The sequence below is a fragment of the Rhodococcus sp. OK302 genome, from assembly GCF_002245895.1.
In the GTDB taxonomy this organism is placed as follows: Bacteria; Actinomycetota; Actinomycetes; order Mycobacteriales; family Mycobacteriaceae; genus Rhodococcus_F.
The window spans coordinates 3,970,026-3,989,290 of sequence record NZ_NPJZ01000001.1; the positions used below are offsets into that span (position 1 = coordinate 3,970,026).

The 19,265-nt window shown below is 62.0% G+C and carries 18 protein-coding genes; 3 read left to right on the forward strand and 15 right to left on the reverse strand.

Translation table 11 applies throughout. From position 1 onward, the window contains the following. Positions 1-11 precede the first annotated feature (11 nt). From BDB13_RS18305 to BDB13_RS18335, 7 genes are all read right to left on the reverse strand, one after another. Positions 12-872, reverse strand: coding sequence for a hypothetical protein (locus tag BDB13_RS18305; protein WP_254922863.1), 861 nt, complete (start codon positions 870-872; stop codon positions 12-14). 309 nt (positions 873-1,181) lie between these two features. Further along, positions 1,182-1,646 carry an effector binding domain-containing protein gene (locus BDB13_RS18310; protein ID WP_094272889.1) on the reverse strand — a complete coding sequence of 155 codons (465 nt, stop codon included), beginning with the start codon at positions 1,644-1,646 and terminating at the stop codon, positions 1,182-1,184. Between the two features lie 129 nt (positions 1,647-1,775). After that, the gene (locus BDB13_RS18315) at positions 1,776-2,387 is read right to left on the reverse strand and encodes a glyoxalase (RefSeq protein ID WP_094272890.1); all 612 of its coding nucleotides are present in this window, start codon (positions 2,385-2,387) and stop codon (positions 1,776-1,778) included. Position 2,388: 1 nt separating this feature from the next. Beyond that, positions 2,389-2,799: a VOC family protein gene (locus tag BDB13_RS18320; RefSeq protein ID WP_094272891.1), complete on the reverse strand. Its 411-nt coding sequence runs from the start codon at positions 2,797-2,799 to the stop codon at positions 2,389-2,391. A 74-nt stretch (positions 2,800-2,873) separates the two neighbouring features. Beyond that, entirely contained in the window at positions 2,874-3,311 is a 438-nt protein-coding gene (locus BDB13_RS18325) for a hypothetical protein (protein WP_094272892.1), read from the reverse strand. 3 nt (positions 3,312-3,314) lie between these two features. Continuing rightward, on the reverse strand, positions 3,315-3,920 hold the full coding sequence (locus BDB13_RS18330) for a hypothetical protein (RefSeq protein WP_094272893.1): 606 nt from the start codon (positions 3,918-3,920) through the stop codon (positions 3,315-3,317). A gap of 31 nt (positions 3,921-3,951) precedes the next feature. Continuing rightward, positions 3,952-4,659, reverse strand: a complete 708-nt coding sequence (locus BDB13_RS18335) for a TVP38/TMEM64 family protein (RefSeq protein ID WP_094272894.1) — start codon at positions 4,657-4,659, stop codon at positions 3,952-3,954. A gap of 384 nt (positions 4,660-5,043) precedes the next feature. On the opposite strand from BDB13_RS18335, the gene mutA reads away from it, so the two are divergent. Genes mutA through meaB form a run of 3 tightly spaced genes read left to right on the forward strand, consistent with a single transcriptional unit; the run spans position 5,044 to position 10,198 of the window. Beyond that, positions 5,044-6,939, forward strand: a complete 1,896-nt coding sequence (gene mutA / locus BDB13_RS18340; RefSeq protein ID WP_094272895.1) for a methylmalonyl-CoA mutase small subunit — start codon at positions 5,044-5,046, stop codon at positions 6,937-6,939. Beyond that, a complete protein-coding gene (scpA, locus tag BDB13_RS18345) occupies positions 6,936-9,188 on the forward strand; it encodes a methylmalonyl-CoA mutase (RefSeq protein ID WP_094272896.1) in 2,253 nt (750 codons plus the stop codon). Before mutA ends, scpA begins: the two co-directional genes overlap by 4 nt. Before the next feature lie 17 nt (positions 9,189-9,205). Further along, positions 9,206-10,198, forward strand: a complete 993-nt coding sequence (meaB, locus tag BDB13_RS18350) for a methylmalonyl Co-A mutase-associated GTPase MeaB (RefSeq protein ID WP_094272897.1) — start codon at positions 9,206-9,208, stop codon at positions 10,196-10,198. A gap of 175 nt (positions 10,199-10,373) precedes the next feature. Here the strand turns inward: meaB and BDB13_RS18355 are convergent, their stop codons facing one another. The 8 genes from BDB13_RS18355 to BDB13_RS18390 form a co-directional block, all read right to left on the reverse strand. Further along, positions 10,374-11,324 carry a sulfite exporter TauE/SafE family protein gene (locus tag BDB13_RS18355; protein ID WP_094272898.1) on the reverse strand — a complete coding sequence of 317 codons (951 nt, stop codon included), beginning with the start codon at positions 11,322-11,324 and terminating at the stop codon, positions 10,374-10,376. Positions 11,325-11,554: 230 nt separating this feature from the next. Continuing rightward, the gene (locus BDB13_RS18360) at positions 11,555-12,589 is read right to left on the reverse strand and encodes a nucleoside hydrolase (RefSeq protein ID WP_094272899.1); all 1,035 of its coding nucleotides are present in this window, start codon (positions 12,587-12,589) and stop codon (positions 11,555-11,557) included. Beyond that, positions 12,582-13,058, reverse strand: coding sequence for an OsmC family protein (locus tag BDB13_RS18365; protein ID WP_094272900.1), 477 nt, complete (start codon positions 13,056-13,058; stop codon positions 12,582-12,584). Before BDB13_RS18365 ends, BDB13_RS18360 begins: the two co-directional genes overlap by 8 nt. 263 nt (positions 13,059-13,321) lie before the next feature. Continuing rightward, complete coding sequence (locus BDB13_RS18370) at positions 13,322-14,077, reverse strand: metallophosphatase (RefSeq protein ID WP_254922864.1); 756 nt, start codon at positions 14,075-14,077, stop codon at positions 13,322-13,324. A gap of 176 nt (positions 14,078-14,253) precedes the next feature. Further along, the gene (locus tag BDB13_RS18375) at positions 14,254-15,645 is read right to left on the reverse strand and encodes a CoA transferase (RefSeq protein ID WP_094275010.1); all 1,392 of its coding nucleotides are present in this window, start codon (positions 15,643-15,645) and stop codon (positions 14,254-14,256) included. Between the two features lie 25 nt (positions 15,646-15,670). Beyond that, positions 15,671-16,549, reverse strand: a complete 879-nt coding sequence (locus BDB13_RS18380) for a 3-methyladenine DNA glycosylase (RefSeq protein WP_094272902.1) — start codon at positions 16,547-16,549, stop codon at positions 15,671-15,673. 3 nt (positions 16,550-16,552) lie between these two features. After that, positions 16,553-17,641 carry a hemolysin family protein gene (locus tag BDB13_RS18385; protein WP_094272903.1) on the reverse strand — a complete coding sequence of 363 codons (1,089 nt, stop codon included), beginning with the start codon at positions 17,639-17,641 and terminating at the stop codon, positions 16,553-16,555. After that, on the reverse strand, positions 17,634-19,013 hold the full coding sequence (locus tag BDB13_RS18390) for a hemolysin family protein (protein ID WP_094272904.1): 1,380 nt from the start codon (positions 19,011-19,013) through the stop codon (positions 17,634-17,636). The genes BDB13_RS18385 and BDB13_RS18390 overlap by 8 nt, the downstream gene beginning before the upstream one ends. Positions 19,014-19,265: the final 252 nt, after the last annotated feature.

A 19,265-nucleotide genomic window follows, 5' to 3' on the forward strand; every position in this document is an offset into this window, starting at 1 on the left:
CACCCGATTACTCAGCTTCCGCTGGAACCGCTCGATCCGCCGGAGCCGTTCTCGCCGGGCAGTCCGTCGACGGGGTCGGTGGCATTCGTCGGGGCTTCGGTTGACGGGAAGAAGTACCCGGTGGCCGTGGTCTTCAGCGACGTGCCGGTGGTGTTGGGCACCTTGGCTCGCCAGTTGACGATCGGATTGAGCACTCCGAAGGGACCGCACCCGGTGGCGCCCGGTAGTGCGAAGTCGGCGTCGGCAGTTTGGACGTTGGTGAGTGCAGCTGTCCCGACGGGATACGCCGTGGTGGTATCGGTCGTGGGCATGTCGCCCGGCGGGTTCGCGGCCTTCAGTTCGAAGACCACAGGCGTTTCCTTGGACCCGATATAGCAGTTGTTGCCGAGGAACGCATTTTCGATTTTCATTCGCACCGGCAGCGTGAATTCGTAGGTGGTGAGGTTCTCGCCGATGATCGGCACCTCCACGGCCTGGACCGTCGCCTTCACCCCGGCCAGACCGAACAGGTTGTTGAATGGCAGGTCAATGCCGAGCACGCCGCCGGGAACGGTCATCGGCTTGCTGTAGACGCCCAGGTAGCCGTCGTCGCGCGGAATGAAGTCCGTCTCGCCGAGATTTCCGGCGATGATCATGTCGCCGTTCGCAATTGGCAAGTTGAACCCGTTGTTGGCGAAAGTTCCACTGTTCACCACGACGGACAGGCAGCCTTCGGTGAGGACCGGATCGCAGACGGCGCCGCCCGGGATCGGAACAATCGGTGCAGCCGACGCGGTCGGCGCGATGAGGGTCATCGAGGCGCCCACGGCACCTCCGATCATTGCCAGGCGCGAGAGCTGCTTGCGGCGCTTGGGAGCAGTACTGTTAATCACTCGTTCTCCTTGAGGTCGGTGTAGAAACCGTTCGAACGCATTGCAGCGAGAGACCATAAAGCGACTGAGAAATCTTGTGACGCACTGAGCAACGCGGGCTTTCCGCGACATGCTTGTTTTGACGGCAACTCAGGAGTACACCGACGCCGTTCGTGTGACCGTGATCATGAGTAACGGCTAAAGGTTTTGTACCATAGTTTGCAAATGTGCCAATAAAGATTGGCCAATATAATTGCAATCAATTGTTGGTGACGCCATTGCTGCGACCAGGTTCGGATATCGGACCGAGGGCAACTGAGTGCCTCTCATCTACTGAGCAGTAGGGGATATTTCCGCTGGATCGACAAGTTGGAGGTACAGATCGTGCTTCTCCGGTCCGGTCGACAGTCTGTATCCGACATCAAGTTTGTGGCGGCCGACAGTCAGTTCACGAGAACTGGCCCACTCTTGCATTGCTCCGAACGTGTGCCCGATATCTTCGACGTGTCCGTCGTGGCGGGCGAAGACGTATCGACCTGTTGGCATCGTCATGGTGACTGGTCCCTCGGGGCGGGACGTCTCCGAATCAGGGTGCAGAATGCCGACAACTTCGTGATAAACGCCATCGCCCAGGTGGGTGCTGATCTCGGCGAAGCCTTCGGCCGGGACAGCAATGCCATGCTGCGTTTCGAGAAACCGTTTCCAGGCATTGGGCACGAGAGTGCTGAGTTGATGGAATGGTCCGATGACCGGCCAGCCGGAAATGATCGTCAAGGGTAGCTCGACCAGCTTCATTGCGGCTCACTTCGGCGATGAACGGAAGTCGTGCTCGGATGCACGAAACTCCGCATCACCGTGCGGTGGTGCGGAGTGTGACCGTATCCCACAGTCGCTTGGCGCAACTGCGAACGACCGGAACGGTTTTCAGTCGTGGTTGGTTACCCAGGTGAAGCCGTCCGGGTCGGTGAATATCCCGGCGTCGCTGACGATGACCATGCGGTGTGATCCCGTGCCTTCCGGGGAGACGCCGGCATCTTTCGCGAGGGCACGGCGCCCGTAGAGCGCTACCTTGACGGTTTTCTCGGGGCTGGAGAATTCGACGTATTTGCGTCCGAAGCTCTTCGCTACTTCGAGGCCTTGGTCGACGTAGAACTGTTTGCTTGCCTTGACGTCCTCGACTCCGAGTAGCAACACGAGGTCGTCGATCTCTTTTGTTGCCGGTCCGGTGTCCTTCTTCGAGGATGTCGCAACTTTCCAGATCGCGCCGTCCGGGGCCTGGACTACACCGCCGTAACCCCAGAATCCCTTTTTCGCGGGTTTCAATGTTGTTGCGCCGGCGTCGAGGGCAGCCTCGATGAAGGCGTCGACAATGTTCGGCTGGGATACGACGAGTGAGAGTGTGTAGCTGCGGAATCCGGTGGTCGGTGCTTCCGAGGCGCTGACCTTCACGTGGTCGCCGACACCGAAGTTCTTGTAGAAGACTTCGGCGGCTGAGGGGTCGGCGACCTCGAGTACGACTGATTCGATGGTGATCATGTCACTTCACCTCGTTGATCCGGATCAGGTTTCCGGCGGGATCGCGTACGGCGCAGTCGCGGATTCCGTACGGCTGCTCGATAGGTTCCTGGACGATCTCGGCGCCGCTCGCTGCGAGCTGAGCGAATGTCGCGTCGAGGTCGGGGGTCGCCAACGTAAGGATGGCGTACGTTCCCTTGGCCATCATCTCCGTGATGGTGCGGCGTTCGTCGTCGGTAATTCCGGGGTCGGCGGTCGGCGGGTGCAGGACGAGTGAGGTGTCGGGCTGGTTCGGGTGGCCGACGGTGATCCAGTGCATCCCGTTGTAGCCGACGTCTTTGCGAACGTCGAAGCCGAGAATGTCTCGGTAGAAGGCCAGCGAAGCCTCGTGATCGAGGTGGGGGAGGAAGGCGGAGTGAATGGTGAGGTTCATGGAAAGGACGCTAGTTGCCGGATCGCGTGGGCGCTTCTTGATTCCTGATCGAATGTGAAGGCACGCTGGGTGGACTAAATTTCGAGGAGGAGTGAAGTCATGTTCGTCTCACCGGTTCGGGCAAGGGCGGTGTCGTTGATCATGGAACTCAGTGCTTGCGCGGCGTAGTTGGCCAGTGTTTGTGCGGCGCCGGGGGTTCGGCCGAGCGCTGCCACCAGGATTCCCGGAGGATTCGGCAGTGCAGTGATGGTCAGATTCGCGAGGTAGTCCGCCCGGTTACCGCCTCTGGTTTCTGCGAGCGTGTCAGCGACCTTCTCTATGTCGGAAGGCTGGAAGTAGTCACTGATGTCGATGCCTTGCGACGACGTCAGCGATTCGGAATTGAAGACGACCAGCATGTTTCGTGAGAAGTTGATCGTCTTTGTCCACCACAGACTTCCGACGACGACCAGCACGCCGACGAGAAGTATCAACAGAATTCGGCGTTGATGCTGCGCAAGAAAGGTTCTCATTGGTCAGCGATGCCCGTCCGTAGCCGCGGCCAGGAGCCTCTCGGCGAGTCGTCGACCGGCAAGTTCGGCCTGCCACCCCGCGGTCAGGAGTCGTTTCGACATGGCCTGCTTGGTGATTCCGAGTTGCTGCGCTGCGGCAACCTGAGTGAGTCCGGCATCCATCAAGGCGATAGCTTCACGTCCGTCCGGGGTCTGGCGGATCACGATTGTGCCCAGCAGGGTGAATGCACCGTCGATGTCGGCGGCATGTTCGGCCAGGGTTGTATCGGCCGGTGCTTGTTCGACGGCGATGCGTGCCGGGGCCTTCTTGGCGCGTTCGACGGCAATGCGGGCGGCTTCGAATGCGGCACCCCGACCGGCGCGTGTCTGGGCCGGAAGTGGTTCTTCGACGGGACCCAGCCCGATTCCGATACTCCAGTATTCGCGTCGCAAGAGGCCGAGTACGAGTTTCACCACGAGGTGAGGGTTGTCGGTGACCGCCTGGACTTCGTCGCCGGCAGTCCGTTCGAATGGGCGAAGGAGCGGAGTGGACCGCAATTCATGAAGGATGTTTTCGACACGATCGATGTCGTGGCGACTGCGCCGTTGGTCTACCGTCAGCACGAACATAGGTCAACAGTAAGAGGTTGACAATGGCAAGTCAATCTTTAACAGTTGACTTTGCAAGATCAATATCAATGGGTTGACTCACAGGATATTGCTTCAGATCCGCAGTCGTCTTCCGTGCATCGAACAGCAATCCACCGATCCCGACGGCTATGCAGATTCCCGACAGAATGAGCAGCCGCGGATCGGCTTCGCCGGACAGGGCGTCGCCGAGGACGACGATGCCAACCGTGCCGGGCAGAATCCCCACCACGGTGGCCAGTACATACGGCACCAGGCGGATGGATGAGATGCCACAGCAGTAGTTCACAACAGAGAAGGGGGCGAACGCGATCAGTCTCAGTGAGCCCACTGCCAGCCAGCCGCGTTTCTCGATTCGTTCGTCCACTCGCCTGATCGTCGGGCTTGATATCCGTTGCCAGACGACGTCACGGCCGATGGCGCGCACCAGGTAGAGGGCAAGGATTGCGCTGACTGTCGTAGCCGCAATGGTGAGGGCAATACCCATCGCAGAACCGAACAGAACGCCGGCGCTCAAAGTGAAAATTGTGCGCGGAACGGGCGCGACAGTGACCAGTGCGTGAACGAGGAAGAAAACGAGGGGAAACATCGGTCCGACGGAATCTGCCCACTCGCGCATCTGGGACACCGTTGGGTGAGGGGCCAGGAGGGCTACGGCGAACAGGCCGAGCACAACCAGGACTATCACGATCAATCTTCGGTCCAGCAGGCGCCGCATCACAGGGCCTAAGGCTACCGGTGCCGGTGCAGAATGCCCGCGTTCATTGCTCGAGAAATCCGAGAATTCACGCCACAATCAGCATCGTGTGATGAATGCCACTGCCCTGTCAGGGTAGGTGACCTGCGCAGTCCTGCTCAATGAAACTACTCGCCGGTAACCCGCAAACATGCTGAACAATCGCTAGGTAAGGACTGGGAAATTGACCGGGGGTGCGCTCAGTATGCGGGTCCAGGCGTAAAAAACGGGCCCTAGCAGACTCACTACCCGCGAACGTGACGTGATCCTCACGATATGTGCGTCCTGACGCGGGTTAGCATCACAGAACTAACGCAGAAAACCGATTACCGGTATAACGCTCACGCACAATGAGAGGCAGCGGACACAGTGTCATTAGCTTCAGAAGCCGAGGCTGTCGAGCAGGCATACGCGGAGTGGCAACGCTCCGTCGCCGGAGTGCTCGCCAAGTCCCGTCGAGTCGACGCAGCAGAACTAGGCCCCGAGCCGCAGAAGCTGCTCGAAACCGTCACCTACGACGGAGTCACTGTCGCACCGCTCTACAGCCCTCGCGACGAGCGCCCCGAGCAGACATTGCCCGGCAGCTTCCCGTACGTGCGTGGCGTCGACGCCCACCGCGATGTCAACGCCGGCTGGTTGGTTTCCGCGCAGTTCGGAACCACCTCCGCCGCCGACACCAATCGCACCATCCTCGATTCCCTCGAGAACGGTGTCAGTGCACTCTGGCTCAAGGCCGGCGTCGACGGTGTTCCCGTCGCTGACCTCGCCGCAGCACTCGACGGCGTTCTCCTCGATCTCGCACCGCTGACACTCGATGCCGGCGCAGAGGCAAGTGCAGCTGCTCGCGCAGTGCTGGCACTCCTCGATGCTCGCGCCGAAGCCGGCGACGGCGTCAGTGACCGCAGCAGCATCCGCGTCCACCTCGGTGCCGCGCCACTCACCAGTTCTTTCTCCGGTGCAGCCGATGTCGATCTGGTTGAAGCCGTCGAACTGGCAGCACTCGCTGCAGCTCGCACCGAAACCGTGCACGCGATCACCGTCGACGGCACCGCATTCCACAATGCCGGTGCGGGCGACGCCGAGGAACTCGGCGCCGCGATCGCAGCAGGCCTCGAGTACCTGCGTGCGCTCACCGCAGAAAACGGATTGACCATCGGAGCTGCAATGCAGCAGTTGGCTTTCCGTTACTCGGCTACCGACGATCAGTTCCAGACCATCGCGAAGTTCCGTGCCGCCCGTCTCGTCTGGGCACGTATCGCGCAGGTCTGTGGAGCCTCCGACTTCGGTGGAGCTCCGCAGCACGCGGTTACCTCGGCGGCGATGATGGCCCAGCGTGATCCCTGGGTGAACATGTTGCGCACCACGCTCGCGGCGTTCGGCGCGGGCGTCGGCGGAGCAGACGCCGTCACCGTTCTTCCGTTCGACGTCGCCTTGGCCGACGGCACACTCGGCGTCACCAAGTCCTTCTCTTCACGCATCGCCCGCAACACGCAGCTGCTCCTTCTCGAAGAGTCGCATCTGGGCCGCGTGCTGGATCCGTCGGCAGGCTCCTGGTACGTCGAGGACCTGACGCAGCAGATCGCCGCCACGGCGTGGGAGTTCTTCCAGGAAATCGAAGCAGCCGGTGGATACCTGGCCGCGCTCGAGGCGGGAATCGTCTCCGATCGCATCGCCGCCACCAAGGCCAAGCGCGACTCCGACATCGCACACCGCAAGACACCCGTCACCGGAGTCAACGAGTTCCCGAACCTCGGCGAAGAGCCGCTTTCCGCAGCAGCCGTCGAGCCGGGTCAGGTTGTTGCCCGCTACGCAGCCGCCTTCGAGGCTCTGCGTGATCGCTCGGACGCGTTCCTGAGTGCCGGCGGTGCCCGCCCGACCGTTCTGCTCGCCCCCCTGGGGTCCGTCGCAGAACACAACGTGCGCACCACCTTTGCGTCCAACCTGCTCGCATCGGGTGGTATCGACGCCGTCAACCCTGGTCAGCTCGAAGTTGGCGCCGACGCAATCTCCGCAGCCGTCAAGGCTTCCGGTGCAACCGTCGCCGTACTGTGTGGCACTGACAAGCGTTACGGCGAAAATGCCGCAGCCGCTGTCGCGGAACTCCGCGCAGCCGGCATCACCAAGGTGCTGCTGGCCGGACCGGAAAAGGCAGTCGCCGACGCTACAGGCGAGAACCGCCCGGACGGATTCCTCACAGCCCGCATCGACGCAGTCTCGGCACTGACCGAACTGCTCGACTTCATCGAGACGGGAAGCTCCAAGTGACGACACGAGAGGTCAAGCACGTGATCGGCAGTTTCGCCGAGGTCCCACTCGAGGACCCGCAGTCTCCGGTACCCACCCCGCCGTCGGCGCAGCAGACGCAGGCACTCATCGAAGAGGGTGCCACCGCCAACAACTACGCCGCCGAGCAGGTTGTGTGGTCCACCCCTGAAGGTATCGACGTCAAACCGGTGTACACCGGTGCAGACCGCGATGCTGCCGCGCAGTCCGGCTACCCGCTGGACAGTTTCCCCGGCGCAGCACCGTTCCTGCGTGGTCCGTACCCGACCATGTACGTGAACCAGCCGTGGACGATTCGCCAGTACGCCGGCTTCTCGACGGCTGCCGAGTCCAACGCGTTCTACCGTCGTAACCTCGCGGCCGGCCAGAAGGGCCTGTCGGTTGCCTTCGACCTCGCAACGCACCGCGGCTACGATTCCGACCACCCGCGCGTCGCAGGCGACGTCGGAATGGCCGGCGTGGCAATCGATTCCATCCTCGACATGCGTCAGCTGTTCGACGGAATCGACCTCTCGCAGGTATCAGTGTCGATGACGATGAACGGCGCTGTGCTGCCGATCCTCGCGCTCTACGTTGCTGCGGCAGCCGAGCAGGGTGTCAGCCCGGACAAGCTGGCCGGAACAATTCAGAATGACATTCTGAAAGAGTTCATGGTTCGCAACACCTACATCTATCCGCCCAAGCCCTCCATGCGGATCATCTCCGACATCTTCGCGTATTCCAGCGCTGAGATGCCGAAGTACAACTCCATCTCCATCTCGGGTTACCACATCCAAGAAGCCGGCGCCACAGCCGATTTGGAGTTGGCATACACCCTCGCCGACGGCGTCGAGTACATCCGCGCCGGCCTCGAAGCCGGCATGGATATCGACACGTTCGCGCCGCGCCTGTCCTTCTTCTGGGCAATCGGCATGAACTTCTTCATGGAGGTCGCCAAGCTGCGCGCCGGCCGTCTCCTGTGGGCTGAACTTGTTGCCAAGTTCGATCCCAAGAACGCGAAGTCGCTGTCGCTGCGTACCCACTCGCAGACCTCGGGCTGGTCGCTCACCGCGCAGGACGTCTTCAACAACGTTCCGCGTACCTGCGTCGAAGCCATGGCCGCCACTCAGGGCCACACCCAGTCGCTGCACACCAACGCGCTCGACGAAGCGTTGGCTCTGCCGACGGACTTCTCCGCTCGCATCGCCCGCAACACCCAGCTGCTCCTGCAGCAGGAATCGGGCACCGTGCGTCCCATCGACCCGTGGGGCGGCTCGTACTACGTCGAGTGGCTCACCAACGAGCTCGCCAACCGGGCCCGCGCGCACATCGCCGAGGTCGAAGAGGCCGGCGGCATGGCTCAGGCAATCAACGAAGGCATCCCGAAGCTCCGTATCGAGGAAGCCGCAGCACGCACCCAGGCGCGCATTGACTCCGGTCGCCAGCCGCTGATCGGCGTCAACAAGTACGTTCCCGACGAGGCCGACACCATCGAGGTCCTCAAGGTCGAGAACTCCAAGGTGCGCAAGGAACAGCTCCAGAAGCTGGTTACCCTTCGCGCGGAACGTGATTCGGACGCAGTCGAAGCTGCACTCGCGAACCTCACCCGCGCCGCTGCCTCCGCCGAAGGCGGCATGGAGAACAACCTGCTCGCCCTCGCCGTGGTCGCAGCAAAGGCTATGGCCACCGTCGGTGAAATTTCCGACGCCCTCGAAAAGGTGTACGGACGTCATCAGGCCGAAATCCGCACCATCAGCGGCGTATACCGCGACGAGGCAGGATCGGTGAGCAACATCAGCAATGCAATGAAGTTGGTCGAGAAGTTCGCCGAGGAAGAGGGACGTCGTCCCCGCATCCTCGTCGCCAAGATGGGCCAGGACGGTCACGACCGCGGCCAGAAGGTCATCTCCACGGCCTTCGCCGACATCGGATTCGACGTGGACGTCGGACCGCTGTTCCAGACCCCCGAAGAGGTCGCCAACCAGGCGGCCGACAACGACGTCCACGTAGTCGGTGTGTCGTCGTTGGCAGCCGGTCACCTCACCTTGGTGCCGGCATTGCGGGAAGCTCTGGCTGCGGCCGGTCGCCCCGACATCATGATCGTTGTCGGTGGCGTTATCCCGCCCGGTGACTTCGACGAACTGTACGAGGCAGGCGCTACGGCGATCTTCCCGCCCGGCACGGTCATCGCCGACGCTGCCAGCGGATTGTTGGAGAAGTTGGCCGTCGCACTGGGTCACGATCTCACCTGAGAAGGGGTTCACTGAAGATGGCACGTAGGCCCATCGACATTGATTCCCTCGCCGAGGCCGTGCGCGCAAATCAGCGCGCCGGCCTCGCTCGGGCGATCACCCTCGTCGAGTCCACTCGCGACGATCACCGCGCCCTGGCTCAGCAGCTTCTTCTGAAGTTGCTGCCTGAGGCCGGGGGAGCGCACCGCATCGGTATCACCGGTGTTCCCGGCGTCGGCAAATCGACATTCATCGACGCGCTCGGAATGTACTTGCTGGGCAAGGGGCATCGCGTTGCGGTGTTGGCGGTCGATCCGTCGTCTACCCGTACCGGCGGTTCCATTCTCGGTGACAAGACGCGCATGGCTCGGCTTACCGTCGAACCTGACGCGTACATTCGGCCGTCACCGACGTCCGGCACGCTCGGTGGTGTTGCCAAGGCGACCCGCGAAACCATCGTGTTGCTCGAAGCGGCCGGCTTCGACGTGATTTTGGTGGAGACGGTCGGTGTCGGTCAGTCCGAGGTCACCGTCGCAAACATGGTGGACTGCTTCACCTTCCTGACGCTCGCCCGCACCGGAGATCAGTTGCAGGGCATCAAGAAGGGTGTCCTCGAACTCGCAGATCTGGTGGCCGTCAACAAGGCCGACGGAAAGCACGAACGTGAAGCGAAAGGTGCGGCCCGCGAACTCGCCGGTGCACTACGTCTGATCTACCCGCACGACGCGATCTGGAAGCCGCCTGTCATCACGATGAGCGGCCTCGAGGGCCTCGGCCTGGACGAGTTCTGGGGAACTGTCGTCAAGCATCGTGAGGTGCTCACCGAAGCTGGTCAGTTCGAGGAGAAGCGTCGACAGCAGCAAGTCGATTGGACGTGGACCATGGTCAACGACCAACTGCTGCGCAGACTTTCGAGTAACGAACGGGTTCGGGCTATCCGCGCGGACGTCGAGACGAGCGTGCGCGACGGATCCTTGACGGCGGCTTTGGCCGCTCAGCGGATTCTCGACGCATTCGACGGAAGCAACTAGAAGCGTTCGTCAGGGCAGGGACAGCGTGGTCGTTGAAATTCTCCGAGCTGGGGAATTACAGCGGCCACGCTTTGTTCTCGGGACCAGCGTCAGATGAACCGCAGCGGGGCGTCGTTTCGCCGCAAACACCTCCGGGGCAGTTCTGCCCCGGAGGTGTTTTTCGTGCGTGAGGTGACTATCGATTCTCGGGCTGGATCGCAGGTCCGTTGATTTCTTTCTCGACGGCCAGTTCGATACCGGCGAACTCGCCCTGAGCTTCGGCTGCAGTGAGCTTGGAACGCTGCCACGCGTAAACCAGCAGCGCGACCCACGCGCTGAGGATGGCTACGTATCCAGCCACCGTCACGGCGCCGGTGATATCGAAGGACTTGAACATTTTCTGCGTATTGGTCAGCACGATCACGCCGCCGACTGCAGTGCCCAGCAAGGTCGCCGGTACTCGGCTGACCAGCCACGCTGCGAACGGCGCGGCAATCACTCCACCAAGCGCCAAACCTGCAACGACCAGGAGGTTTCCGGCCGATTCGCGGCCCAATCCCACCAGGAAACCGAGTGAGGCGGCCGATGCGACCAGGAACTCCGACGCGCTGACGGAGCCGATTACCGTCCGAGGTGCGGTCTTTCCGCGTGAGAGCAGTGTGCTGGTGGTGATGGGACCCCAACCGCCGCCGCCGGAGGCGTCGATGAAACCGCCGAACAAGCCGAGCGGCGACAGAAAGCGCGCAGTGTGCGGAGTGGTGCGCGCCTGCGCGGTAGCAGGCGGCCGTACCGAGAAGCGCAGGGCCACATAGACACCGATTGCAATCAGAATGGTGGCTGTGATCGGTACGGCTGCTTCGGTGGACAGGCCGGACAACACTGTTGCACCGATGAACGCGCCGATCGCGCCCGGAACGCCGAGCTTGGCGACCAACTTCCAGTCGATGTTCTTGAACTTCCAGTGCGAAAGCCCGGAAGCCAAGGTGGTACCAACTTCGGCCAAATGCACTGCAGCACTTGCTTGCGCCGGGCCGAGCCCGCCGATCATCAGCAGGGTAGTGGCAGTGACACCGAATGCCATACCGAGGGCGCCGTCGACAAGTTGAGCGCCGGCACCGACAAGGGTGAACAACAGAAGGTTGAACATGAGGAAACAGACTCCGAGCGAAGTAGCGACAAAGTCAGGGGTGCAGGCAGCGAGAATCGCCGCTCAGCAACACGCCTGATCGAAGCATGCGCTACGACGAGTGGGCCAGAACGCCATCAATCCGAGCGCGAATGCCGGTGAGGCATTGTGGCTGGGAATCTGCACGTCGGGGCCCTAATCTCTCGTTCGTTGGTTCACTGTCCTTCGGAGCATAACCGCTGAAGCCGTGGTCAGCCCACAGCGCGGGCATACTTTCCCACACGGTGGACAAGTCGATCGAAGAATTCTGCCGGATCCGTGCTGACCGCAATATCCGCATTGGGTTCACGTTTCCAATGGCCCACCCAGTCGGCGACGGTGGTCCCGATCATCAATGGGCTCTCGGTTTCGACATCCACGGTTGCCGGCTTCATTGTTGCCAACGACGGATCCAACGCGATAGCAGCGGCAAACGGATCGTGCATATGGGCGAGAAAGCCCTGGTCGTAGTCCCGATGGAACTCCATGTAGAAGCGGATGGCGTCGGAAGTATGTCGGATGACGCTGTTGGATGCGCTGCTACGGACGTCGGGACCGTCGTCGGGGGAGATGATCTCATCCGGTGTGCTGTCCGCAGCCTCCGCGAGCCGACGCACATGCTCCGGGAACATCTCGATGGACTCGGTGACGTTGAGGCCGCAGATGATCGGGCGTCGGTGCGCCGGCACGACGGAAAACGCGTCGAAGACTTCCTTGGCTGCATGTGGATCGACCGAGACGTTCCATTCGGCTGTCGGGGTTGTATTTCCGGGGTAGTTGAATGACCCGCCCATGACGACCAGTCGTTTCAGCAGGTTCGGGAGGTCCGGTTCGACCCTGATCGCCAGAGCGAGATTGGTCAGCGGACCCGTCACCAATCCGGTGATCTGACCCGGGTATTCGCGAACAAGATCCACCCACATTTCGGTGGCCGTCCGTACCGACAGTTCGCGCCCGGAATCGGGAAGTATCGCGTGACCGATGCCTTGAGGTCCGTGAGTTTCCTCGGTGGTGCGCAGCGGGATCACCAGGGGCACCGTGGCGCCCAGTGCAACCTCGATCTCGGGGGCTCCACAGAGCGCCAACCAGTTGAGGTTGTTGGCGGCGACCTGCTCTACGGGGACGTTCCCGGCAGTGCTCGCTATCCCCAGAATCTGGGCGTCGGGGCTGGCGAGGAGGTACAGGAGGGCAAGGGAGTCGTCAATCCCGGTATCGACGTCCACGATCAGTTTGTGCTGTTCATTCATTGCTGGCCGCCACAGTTGTCGGGGAGTTCAGGACCGGAAAGTTCACGGAACGTGCGATGAAACACTTGGCATGGGCAGGGCCGTGAAGCGCAGCCGCCTTCTCGACCATCGATGAATCAGCCACCAAAACTGTTGGATGCAAGGTTACTTCGATGAACTGACCGTCCCCGTCCGCCTCCTCGATCATGGTTCCGACGGGCTGATCGGTGTAGTCGAGAACGACTACGCCGGCTTCGGCAGCAAGTCCGAGGTACCAGAGCATGTGGCACTGAGCGAGCGACGCGACCAGCAGTTCTTCGGGGTTCCAGCGTTCGGGATCGCCGCGGAACGACGCATCGGAACTTCCGAGCAGTTCAGGCTTTCCGTCCGCTGAGACGGAATGGTCACGCGAATATGCCTGTGAGCTGGAGGTGCCAGTCCCCAGGTCGCCGGTCCACTGCAGATCCAGAGTGTAGGTATGCGACTTCACGAGTCCATCTTGCCTTGAAACCTTGATTTGCTTGGCACCAACTTCGAGACAGTGAGGTCGACCGTGGGGCGACGTTCGTAATCGCACACAACTCGCCGTGGGATGGCTGGATGTGGCGGCGCGCGCACAGTTACGTGCACTGACGCGCGCTCAGGAACTGGGTCGAACCATCGCGGTTGGCATTCGTCGAACTCTGCGTACGGGCGACGCCCGGCTGGGGTTTCCCGGCCCCTGTGTGGGCTTGGCGCGTACGGACACCGGTGCTACGTCTGGCACGCCTTTCCCAGGGTTCGGTGTCGCCCCAGATCGTCGAGGTTGATCACGACCATGTTGTTGTCGATCGGTCCCTTGTCGCGTCCGAGTCCGTCGACGACGGTCCGATAGTCGATGCCTTCGAGAATCGCCTGGTAGCGGTGGTGGAAATGGCCATGCCAGAGGCGATGCGGTCGAACGCCGTCGACGATCTGCCTCAGTTTCGCGCGGTTCGCTTCGGAGGCAGAGAGTTCTGCGTCCGGGAATCCGTACCGGGCTCGGTCCATCGCCGGCCCAGTGATGCCGGAGGGGCAGTCGTGGCAGAACATCACGTCGGCGCCGCCGGCCCCGGCAATGTCTCGGACATCGTCCGCAGTCAAGACCTCCTGGGGCCACCACGCCTTACCCGGCATCCGGAGAATTCGATCGATCGAGTACGCGCCACCGACTGCCAGGCAACGTGTCTCGCCCCACGACCAACGGAACCCACGGGGGAGATGAACGATGCGATCACGTAGATACCGCAACCCATCCGGTGCGATGGGCTGTGCGAGCAGCCAGTCGAAATTCTCGTGGTTGCCGTCGACAAATCCGAGGACAAGATCGTGTTCCTCGAGCGCGCCGTCGAGAGCATTCAGGTAGGGCTCGGTGAAGGTGAACCCGAAATCTCCCAGTTGGACCACAACATCCGCATTGCGTTTGCGCGCGTGCGCTATTGCTTCCGTGCCGTATCGGGTATTCGCGTGCCAATCTCCCGCGATTGCCACACGCCTTGGTGGACACAGGAATTGGGATGCGCTCGATCCACCAGAAGGGCTACCGTGCATGGCCAACCTCCCAACCGAGCAACTTCGCCGTGTCACACGTGTGAGAAGCCATCCGCACTGATAGGCGCAATGAAGGCGCGCCTCATCGACTGTCTTCACGATACGCCCGCGTCGGCCTACGGAGAACGGTCTAACCAAGTCAGCTGATCAGTTCCCCACGCCTGTGCCGGCGCCGGATAATCGTCGAATTCGGCGAGCGCCGGCCGGGCTGTTGTTGCCGCACCGTGGGTGACGACGACGTCCTCCCCGGGGGCGGTGGGTGGATCGGGATGGAGGTTTCGGCCCGGGGCATCGAGCAGTCGCGCCCCGGTTCGGGCCAGAGCTACGTCGACGTCGCGTCCGCTACCGTCCTGGGCGCGCAAGGTCAGTGCATCCACGATTCCCGCAGCGAGAAAGTATCCGGTCGCATGATCAAGCACCTGGGCGGGCAGCGCCCCGGGCTTGTCGACGCCTTCGAGGAGCGAAATCCCCGAGGCCGCCTGAACGATGGAGTCGAACCCGCGCCGATCCGCCCACGGTCCGTCCCAGCCCCACGCGCTGACGCGTCCGTGTATCAGGTGCGCAGGGAGTTCTTGCCCGAGAAGGGATTCAATAGCGCCTGGCCGGTAGCCCGTGACCAGCACGTCAGCGCTCTCGAGAAGGTTCCGGAAAATTGCCAACCCGTCGGCGCTCTTCAGATCGAGGACAGCTGAGCGCTTTCCTTGTCCGGTGTCGAGGTGCTGCCATTCGATTTCGGGGATAGCTGGGGGATCGATGCGTAGGACGTCGGCGCCGACAAGCGCAAGCGCACGCGTCGCGACCGGCCCGGCAATGACGCGCGTGAGGTCGAGAACACGGAAACGCGTCGGACGCTCCCGTGGCGTTCCAGCAGTCCTGTCCCGAATGGATACGAGCGGCGCCGACCGTGCCGCCGCATACTGCTCGCTCAACCGCCACTCGTTCTCGGTGCGCACGCGCACTGCAATGGCGCCGTTCTCGGCAGCGGCCTGCTCGATTTCGATGGCGTCCATTGCGGATATGCGGTGCGCGACTTCCGCTTTGGAGGCACCCGGTGCTAGTTCGAGGATCGCGAGGAGGCGGTCGCGATGGTGCGGATAGTTTCCGTGGGTGCGTAGCCAGCCGTCACGGGCGGCAAAGAAGCCGGAGTATTGCGAGAACGCGTCAACGGGTTGACCGCCTATCCGCAGTAGTCGGTCGCTGGTGAAGGAGGCGGCAATTCGCTGCGGATCGAGTTTCCAGCGGGCGCTTCCCGTGCTCGAGTGCACAGAACTTGCGTCAACTCGCGGGTTTCCGCCGAATTCGTGAACTTGTGGACGATTACGCACGGTCGCGCGATCGATCGCCGAGGCAAAGGCCGCTACCGAACCCGCGGCCAGATCGAACACAGGAAGGTGCGCTGACAGGTATCCGGCGGAATCAGGGCATTCGATAAACTCTCGTCGGTCGTCGACATGTAGTCCGACATCGCGCAGATACTCGTCCAGATAGAACCCGTACCCATGCTGCATGTCGATCCTTTCGTCGAGCACTGCGTCACATCTCGAGCAGAACCTGGCACTGCTTCGTCAGAGCGGCCCGCAACGGCATTGCCCGATCAGCCAACTGCTGTTGCTGACGAACATACTCGGCGCGGCCCGCCGGGGTTTCGATCGCAATCGGGGAGTACCCGTACTCGCTCAGATCGTAGGGGCTGGCGCGCATGTCGAGTTCACGGGCCAGAAGTGCATGCTCGAAGCACTTCATCACCAGATCCGAATCGACCAACGGCAATAGTTTGAATGCCCATTTGTAGAGGTCCATACCGGCATGTAGGCAACCGGGCTGCTCGTAGTCGATCTGCGTCTCCCGGACCAGGGTCAAGGCATTCTTGGGCGCAGCATCGGGTGTGAAGAACCGGAATGCGTCGAAATGCGTGCACTTGAGTGGCAAGGACTCCACCACGGCATCAGTCCCGGCGAACCCGAGTCGAAGTGGAACTGCCTGGTGACGGATTGCTTCCTCACCGCCGCGGTAGACCATTGCCCACTCGTGGAGGCCGAAGCAACCCAGAACGGCAGGGCGAGAAGCAGTTCGACTCAGGAGATTCCCGACGAATTCGACGGTGTTTCGTCGACGCTCCAACACGGAGTCGTCGACCGTCGCACAGCCTGATTCATCGACGCGATATCCGGAGAACTCGGCGTACGAGGAACCGTTTTCCAAAGCCACGCCGTACCCGGGATGCCAACGCCTCAATTGGGCGGGCTTGAAGTTGTAATACGTGAACAGGAAGTCGTGCACCGGGTGCGAGATTCCGGCGCTACGACGCGCTCGGTGCGGCCCGACAAGTTGCTCCACCTTGTCGAAGTGGATGCTTTGCCGGGCCGTCCACTCGCTGTGTGCGAGTGCGAGTGTTGCCACCGAACGTGTCATGGGTCAGTTGTTCCGTTGTCCGGGCACAGCATCAGTTCCGCGGTGAGTGCCGTCACGAACTGTTCCGACGTACTCCTCGAGGAGATCTTCGAGGGCGACGATGCCGATGACAATGCCATCGGCGTCGGTGACCGCACCGAGGTGCGAGCTTGCCCGGCGCAGTCCTGCCAGTGCTTCGGCCAGCGGGGTGCTGAGCGGAACGATGGGCAGGGGACGGATGTCCGACGTCGGAACGACGGTGTCGGGGCCGGCTGCTTCGTCGAGCACCTCGTCGAGCACATCCTTGAGGTGAACGTATCCGGCGAGGGTGCCGTCGGTAGCCCTCACGGGGTACCGGGAGTAACCCGTCTCGATGACTGCCCGCTCGATGTCGCCCAGCGTGGTGCCGGACGGGGTCAGCGGGATGGTGCGCACCTTGTCGAGGGGAATGAGGACCTCGGACACGGTGCGATCAGTCGATTCGAGGGCCTGCGTCAAACGCCGGTGTTCTTCGGCGTCGATGAGACCTTCGGATCGTGATTCGCCGATCATCGCGGACAACTCGACTGCTGAAACTGTGACGTCGAGTTCGTCTTTCGGTTCGACCCGCAGAAGCTTCAGTGTGCCGTTTGCGCAGACGTTGTAGAACGAGATGAGCGGTCGAGCGATCTTGAGAAACGCCAGATGCACCGGAATCAGCAACATCGCGGATTTCTCCGGCCCGGCCAAGGCGATGTTCTTCGGAACCATCTCACCGAGCAGGATGTGCAGAACAACCACCAGCGACAGAGCGATGGCAAACGAAATCGGATGCAGCAGACCGTCGGGCAGACCCACGGCTTCCATCGGCACCTCGAGGAGATGAGCGATGGCAGGCTCGGCAACCTTACCGAGCAGGATCGAACAGATCGTGATGCCCAACTGCGCAGCGGCAAGCATCAGCGACAGGTTCTCACCGGCTTTGATGACGGTCAGCGCGCGTTTCTTGCCCTGCGCGACCAACGCTTCGAGGCGGTCACGACGAGCTGAGATCAGTGCGAATTCCGCTGCGACAAAGAAGGCGTTGCCGGCCAACAGTACGACGGTGAGGAGTACGCCGAAAAGGTTATTCATCGTCGGACTCCTTCTTGCTGTCAGCGGATTCGGGTTCGACATCTCCCGGGACCGGGGTAATGGTTACGCGGTCGATACGTCGGCCGTCCATGCTGGTCACCCGCGCTATCCACTTTCCGCGATGATCACCGGAGGAATCGACGTCCGGCAATTCGACTTCGTCGCCTTCCTCGGGAATGCGCCCCAATTCGGTGAGCACCAAACCGCCGAGGGTGTCGTAGTCACCTTCGGGCGCGGTATATCCGGTAGCCGAGTTGACCTCGTCGATACGCAGGAGACCGGAGCAGGACCAGCCGTCGCCGGCGCGTCCCACATCCAATTCGGGTTCGTCGTGCTCGTCTCGCACGTCGCCGACGATTTCCTCGATGAGGTCTTCCATGGTGACGATGCCGGCAGTTCCGCCGTACTCGTCGACCACGAGGGCCACCTGCATACCGTCGGAACGGATGCGTTCCATGACGGCGTCACCGTCGAGGCTCGACGGTACGACGGGGACCCGCTGGGCCAGGGTGTCGACTCGCGTCGTACGACGACGGTCCGCCGGAACGGTGAACGCGTGCTTGATGTGAACGACACCGACAGTGTCATCCAGGTCGCCGCGCACGACGGGGAACCGTGAGTAGCCGGTCCGTGACGCTGTCACGATCAGGTCCGCGACGGTGTTGGAGAGTTCCAACGATTCGATCTTCACTCGTGGAGTCATCAACTCTTCTGCGGTGCGTTCACCGAACTGCAGTGACCGATCAACGAGGAGTGCGGTGCCCTTGTCAATCGAACCGCGTTGCGCCGACGTACGAACCAGCGAGCCGAGTTCCTGAGGCGACCGCGCCGAGCGTAGTTCTTCCGCAGGCTCGATGCCCATGCGGCGCACGATCCAGTTTGCGGCTCCGTTGAGTCCGTTGATCGCCCACCGGAAGATCAGTGAGAACCCGGCCTGCATGCCGGCGGTCGCGCGCGCAGTCGGCATCGGCTTGGAGATCGCCAAATTTTTGGGGACAAGCTCACCGAAGATCATCGAGAACGACGTGGCGAGGACCAGTGCGATCACCAATGACGTTGTAGAGGCTGCCGATTCACTCAGTCCGATGGCCTTCATCACCGGGGTGATGAAGCGGGCCAGCACAGGTTCTGCGAGGTAACCGGTGATGAGCGTGGTGAGCGTGATGCCGAGTTGCGCGCCGGACAACTGGAACGAGAGTGTCTTGTGCGCGTGCTGAACCTGACGCGAACGACGATCGCCGTTACGTGCTGCTTCGTCGACAGTGCTGCGTTCGAGGGCAGTGAGGGAGAATTCTGCCGCCACGAAGAGGGCGGTGCCTGCAGTCAGGGCAACGAAACCGAGCAGGCTGAGAATGGTGAAAACGATGTCCATGGGTCATCGCCACCTGAGAATTGAGCGGAGCGCGCCGGGTTTGTCTCCCGGCTCGCTAGAGGAGCCCTCCGAACCAGCGGAATCGGACGATTCCTCGGATATGACGACGGGTGTTGCGCCGGGTAAGTGTGTGGGTGCCTCGGGCACCGGGTTCCTCTCGTCGAGGCCGAAGACTTCTCGGCTCTAGCGGACTCGGCCGGGCCACCCTAGGGCTCCCGACCGAGTTTTCTTGATGTTTCCACGTCCAATGAT

Coding starts and splice junctions, on each gene's coding strand:
- BDB13_RS18310 (WP_094272889.1), bottom strand. CDS start 1,646: ATGAAGCTGGTCGAGCTACCCTTGACGATCATTTCCGGCTGGCCGGTC.
- BDB13_RS18315 (WP_094272890.1), bottom strand. CDS start 2,387: ATGATCACCATCGAATCAGTCGTACTCGAGGTCGCCGACCCCTCAGCC.
- BDB13_RS18320 (WP_094272891.1), bottom strand. CDS start 2,799: ATGAACCTCACCATTCACTCCGCCTTCCTCCCCCACCTCGATCACGAG.
- BDB13_RS18325 (WP_094272892.1), bottom strand. CDS start 3,311: ATGAGAACCTTTCTTGCGCAGCATCAACGCCGAATTCTGTTGATACTT.
- BDB13_RS18330 (WP_094272893.1), bottom strand. CDS start 3,920: ATGTTCGTGCTGACGGTAGACCAACGGCGCAGTCGCCACGACATCGAT.
- meaB (WP_094272897.1), top strand. CDS start 9,206: ATGGCACGTAGGCCCATCGACATTGATTCCCTCGCCGAGGCCGTGCGC.
- BDB13_RS18355 (WP_094272898.1), bottom strand. CDS start 11,324: ATGTTCAACCTTCTGTTGTTCACCCTTGTCGGTGCCGGCGCTCAACTT.
- BDB13_RS18360 (WP_094272899.1), bottom strand. CDS start 12,589: ATGAATGAACAGCACAAACTGATCGTGGACGTCGATACCGGGATTGAC.
- BDB13_RS18375 (WP_094275010.1), bottom strand. CDS start 15,645: ATGCAGCATGGGTACGGGTTCTATCTGGACGAGTATCTGCGCGATGTC.
- BDB13_RS18380 (WP_094272902.1), bottom strand. CDS start 16,549: ATGACACGTTCGGTGGCAACACTCGCACTCGCACACAGCGAGTGGACG.
- BDB13_RS18385 (WP_094272903.1), bottom strand. CDS start 17,641: ATGAATAACCTTTTCGGCGTACTCCTCACCGTCGTACTGTTGGCCGGC.
- BDB13_RS18390 (WP_094272904.1), bottom strand. CDS start 19,013: ATGGACATCGTTTTCACCATTCTCAGCCTGCTCGGTTTCGTTGCCCTG.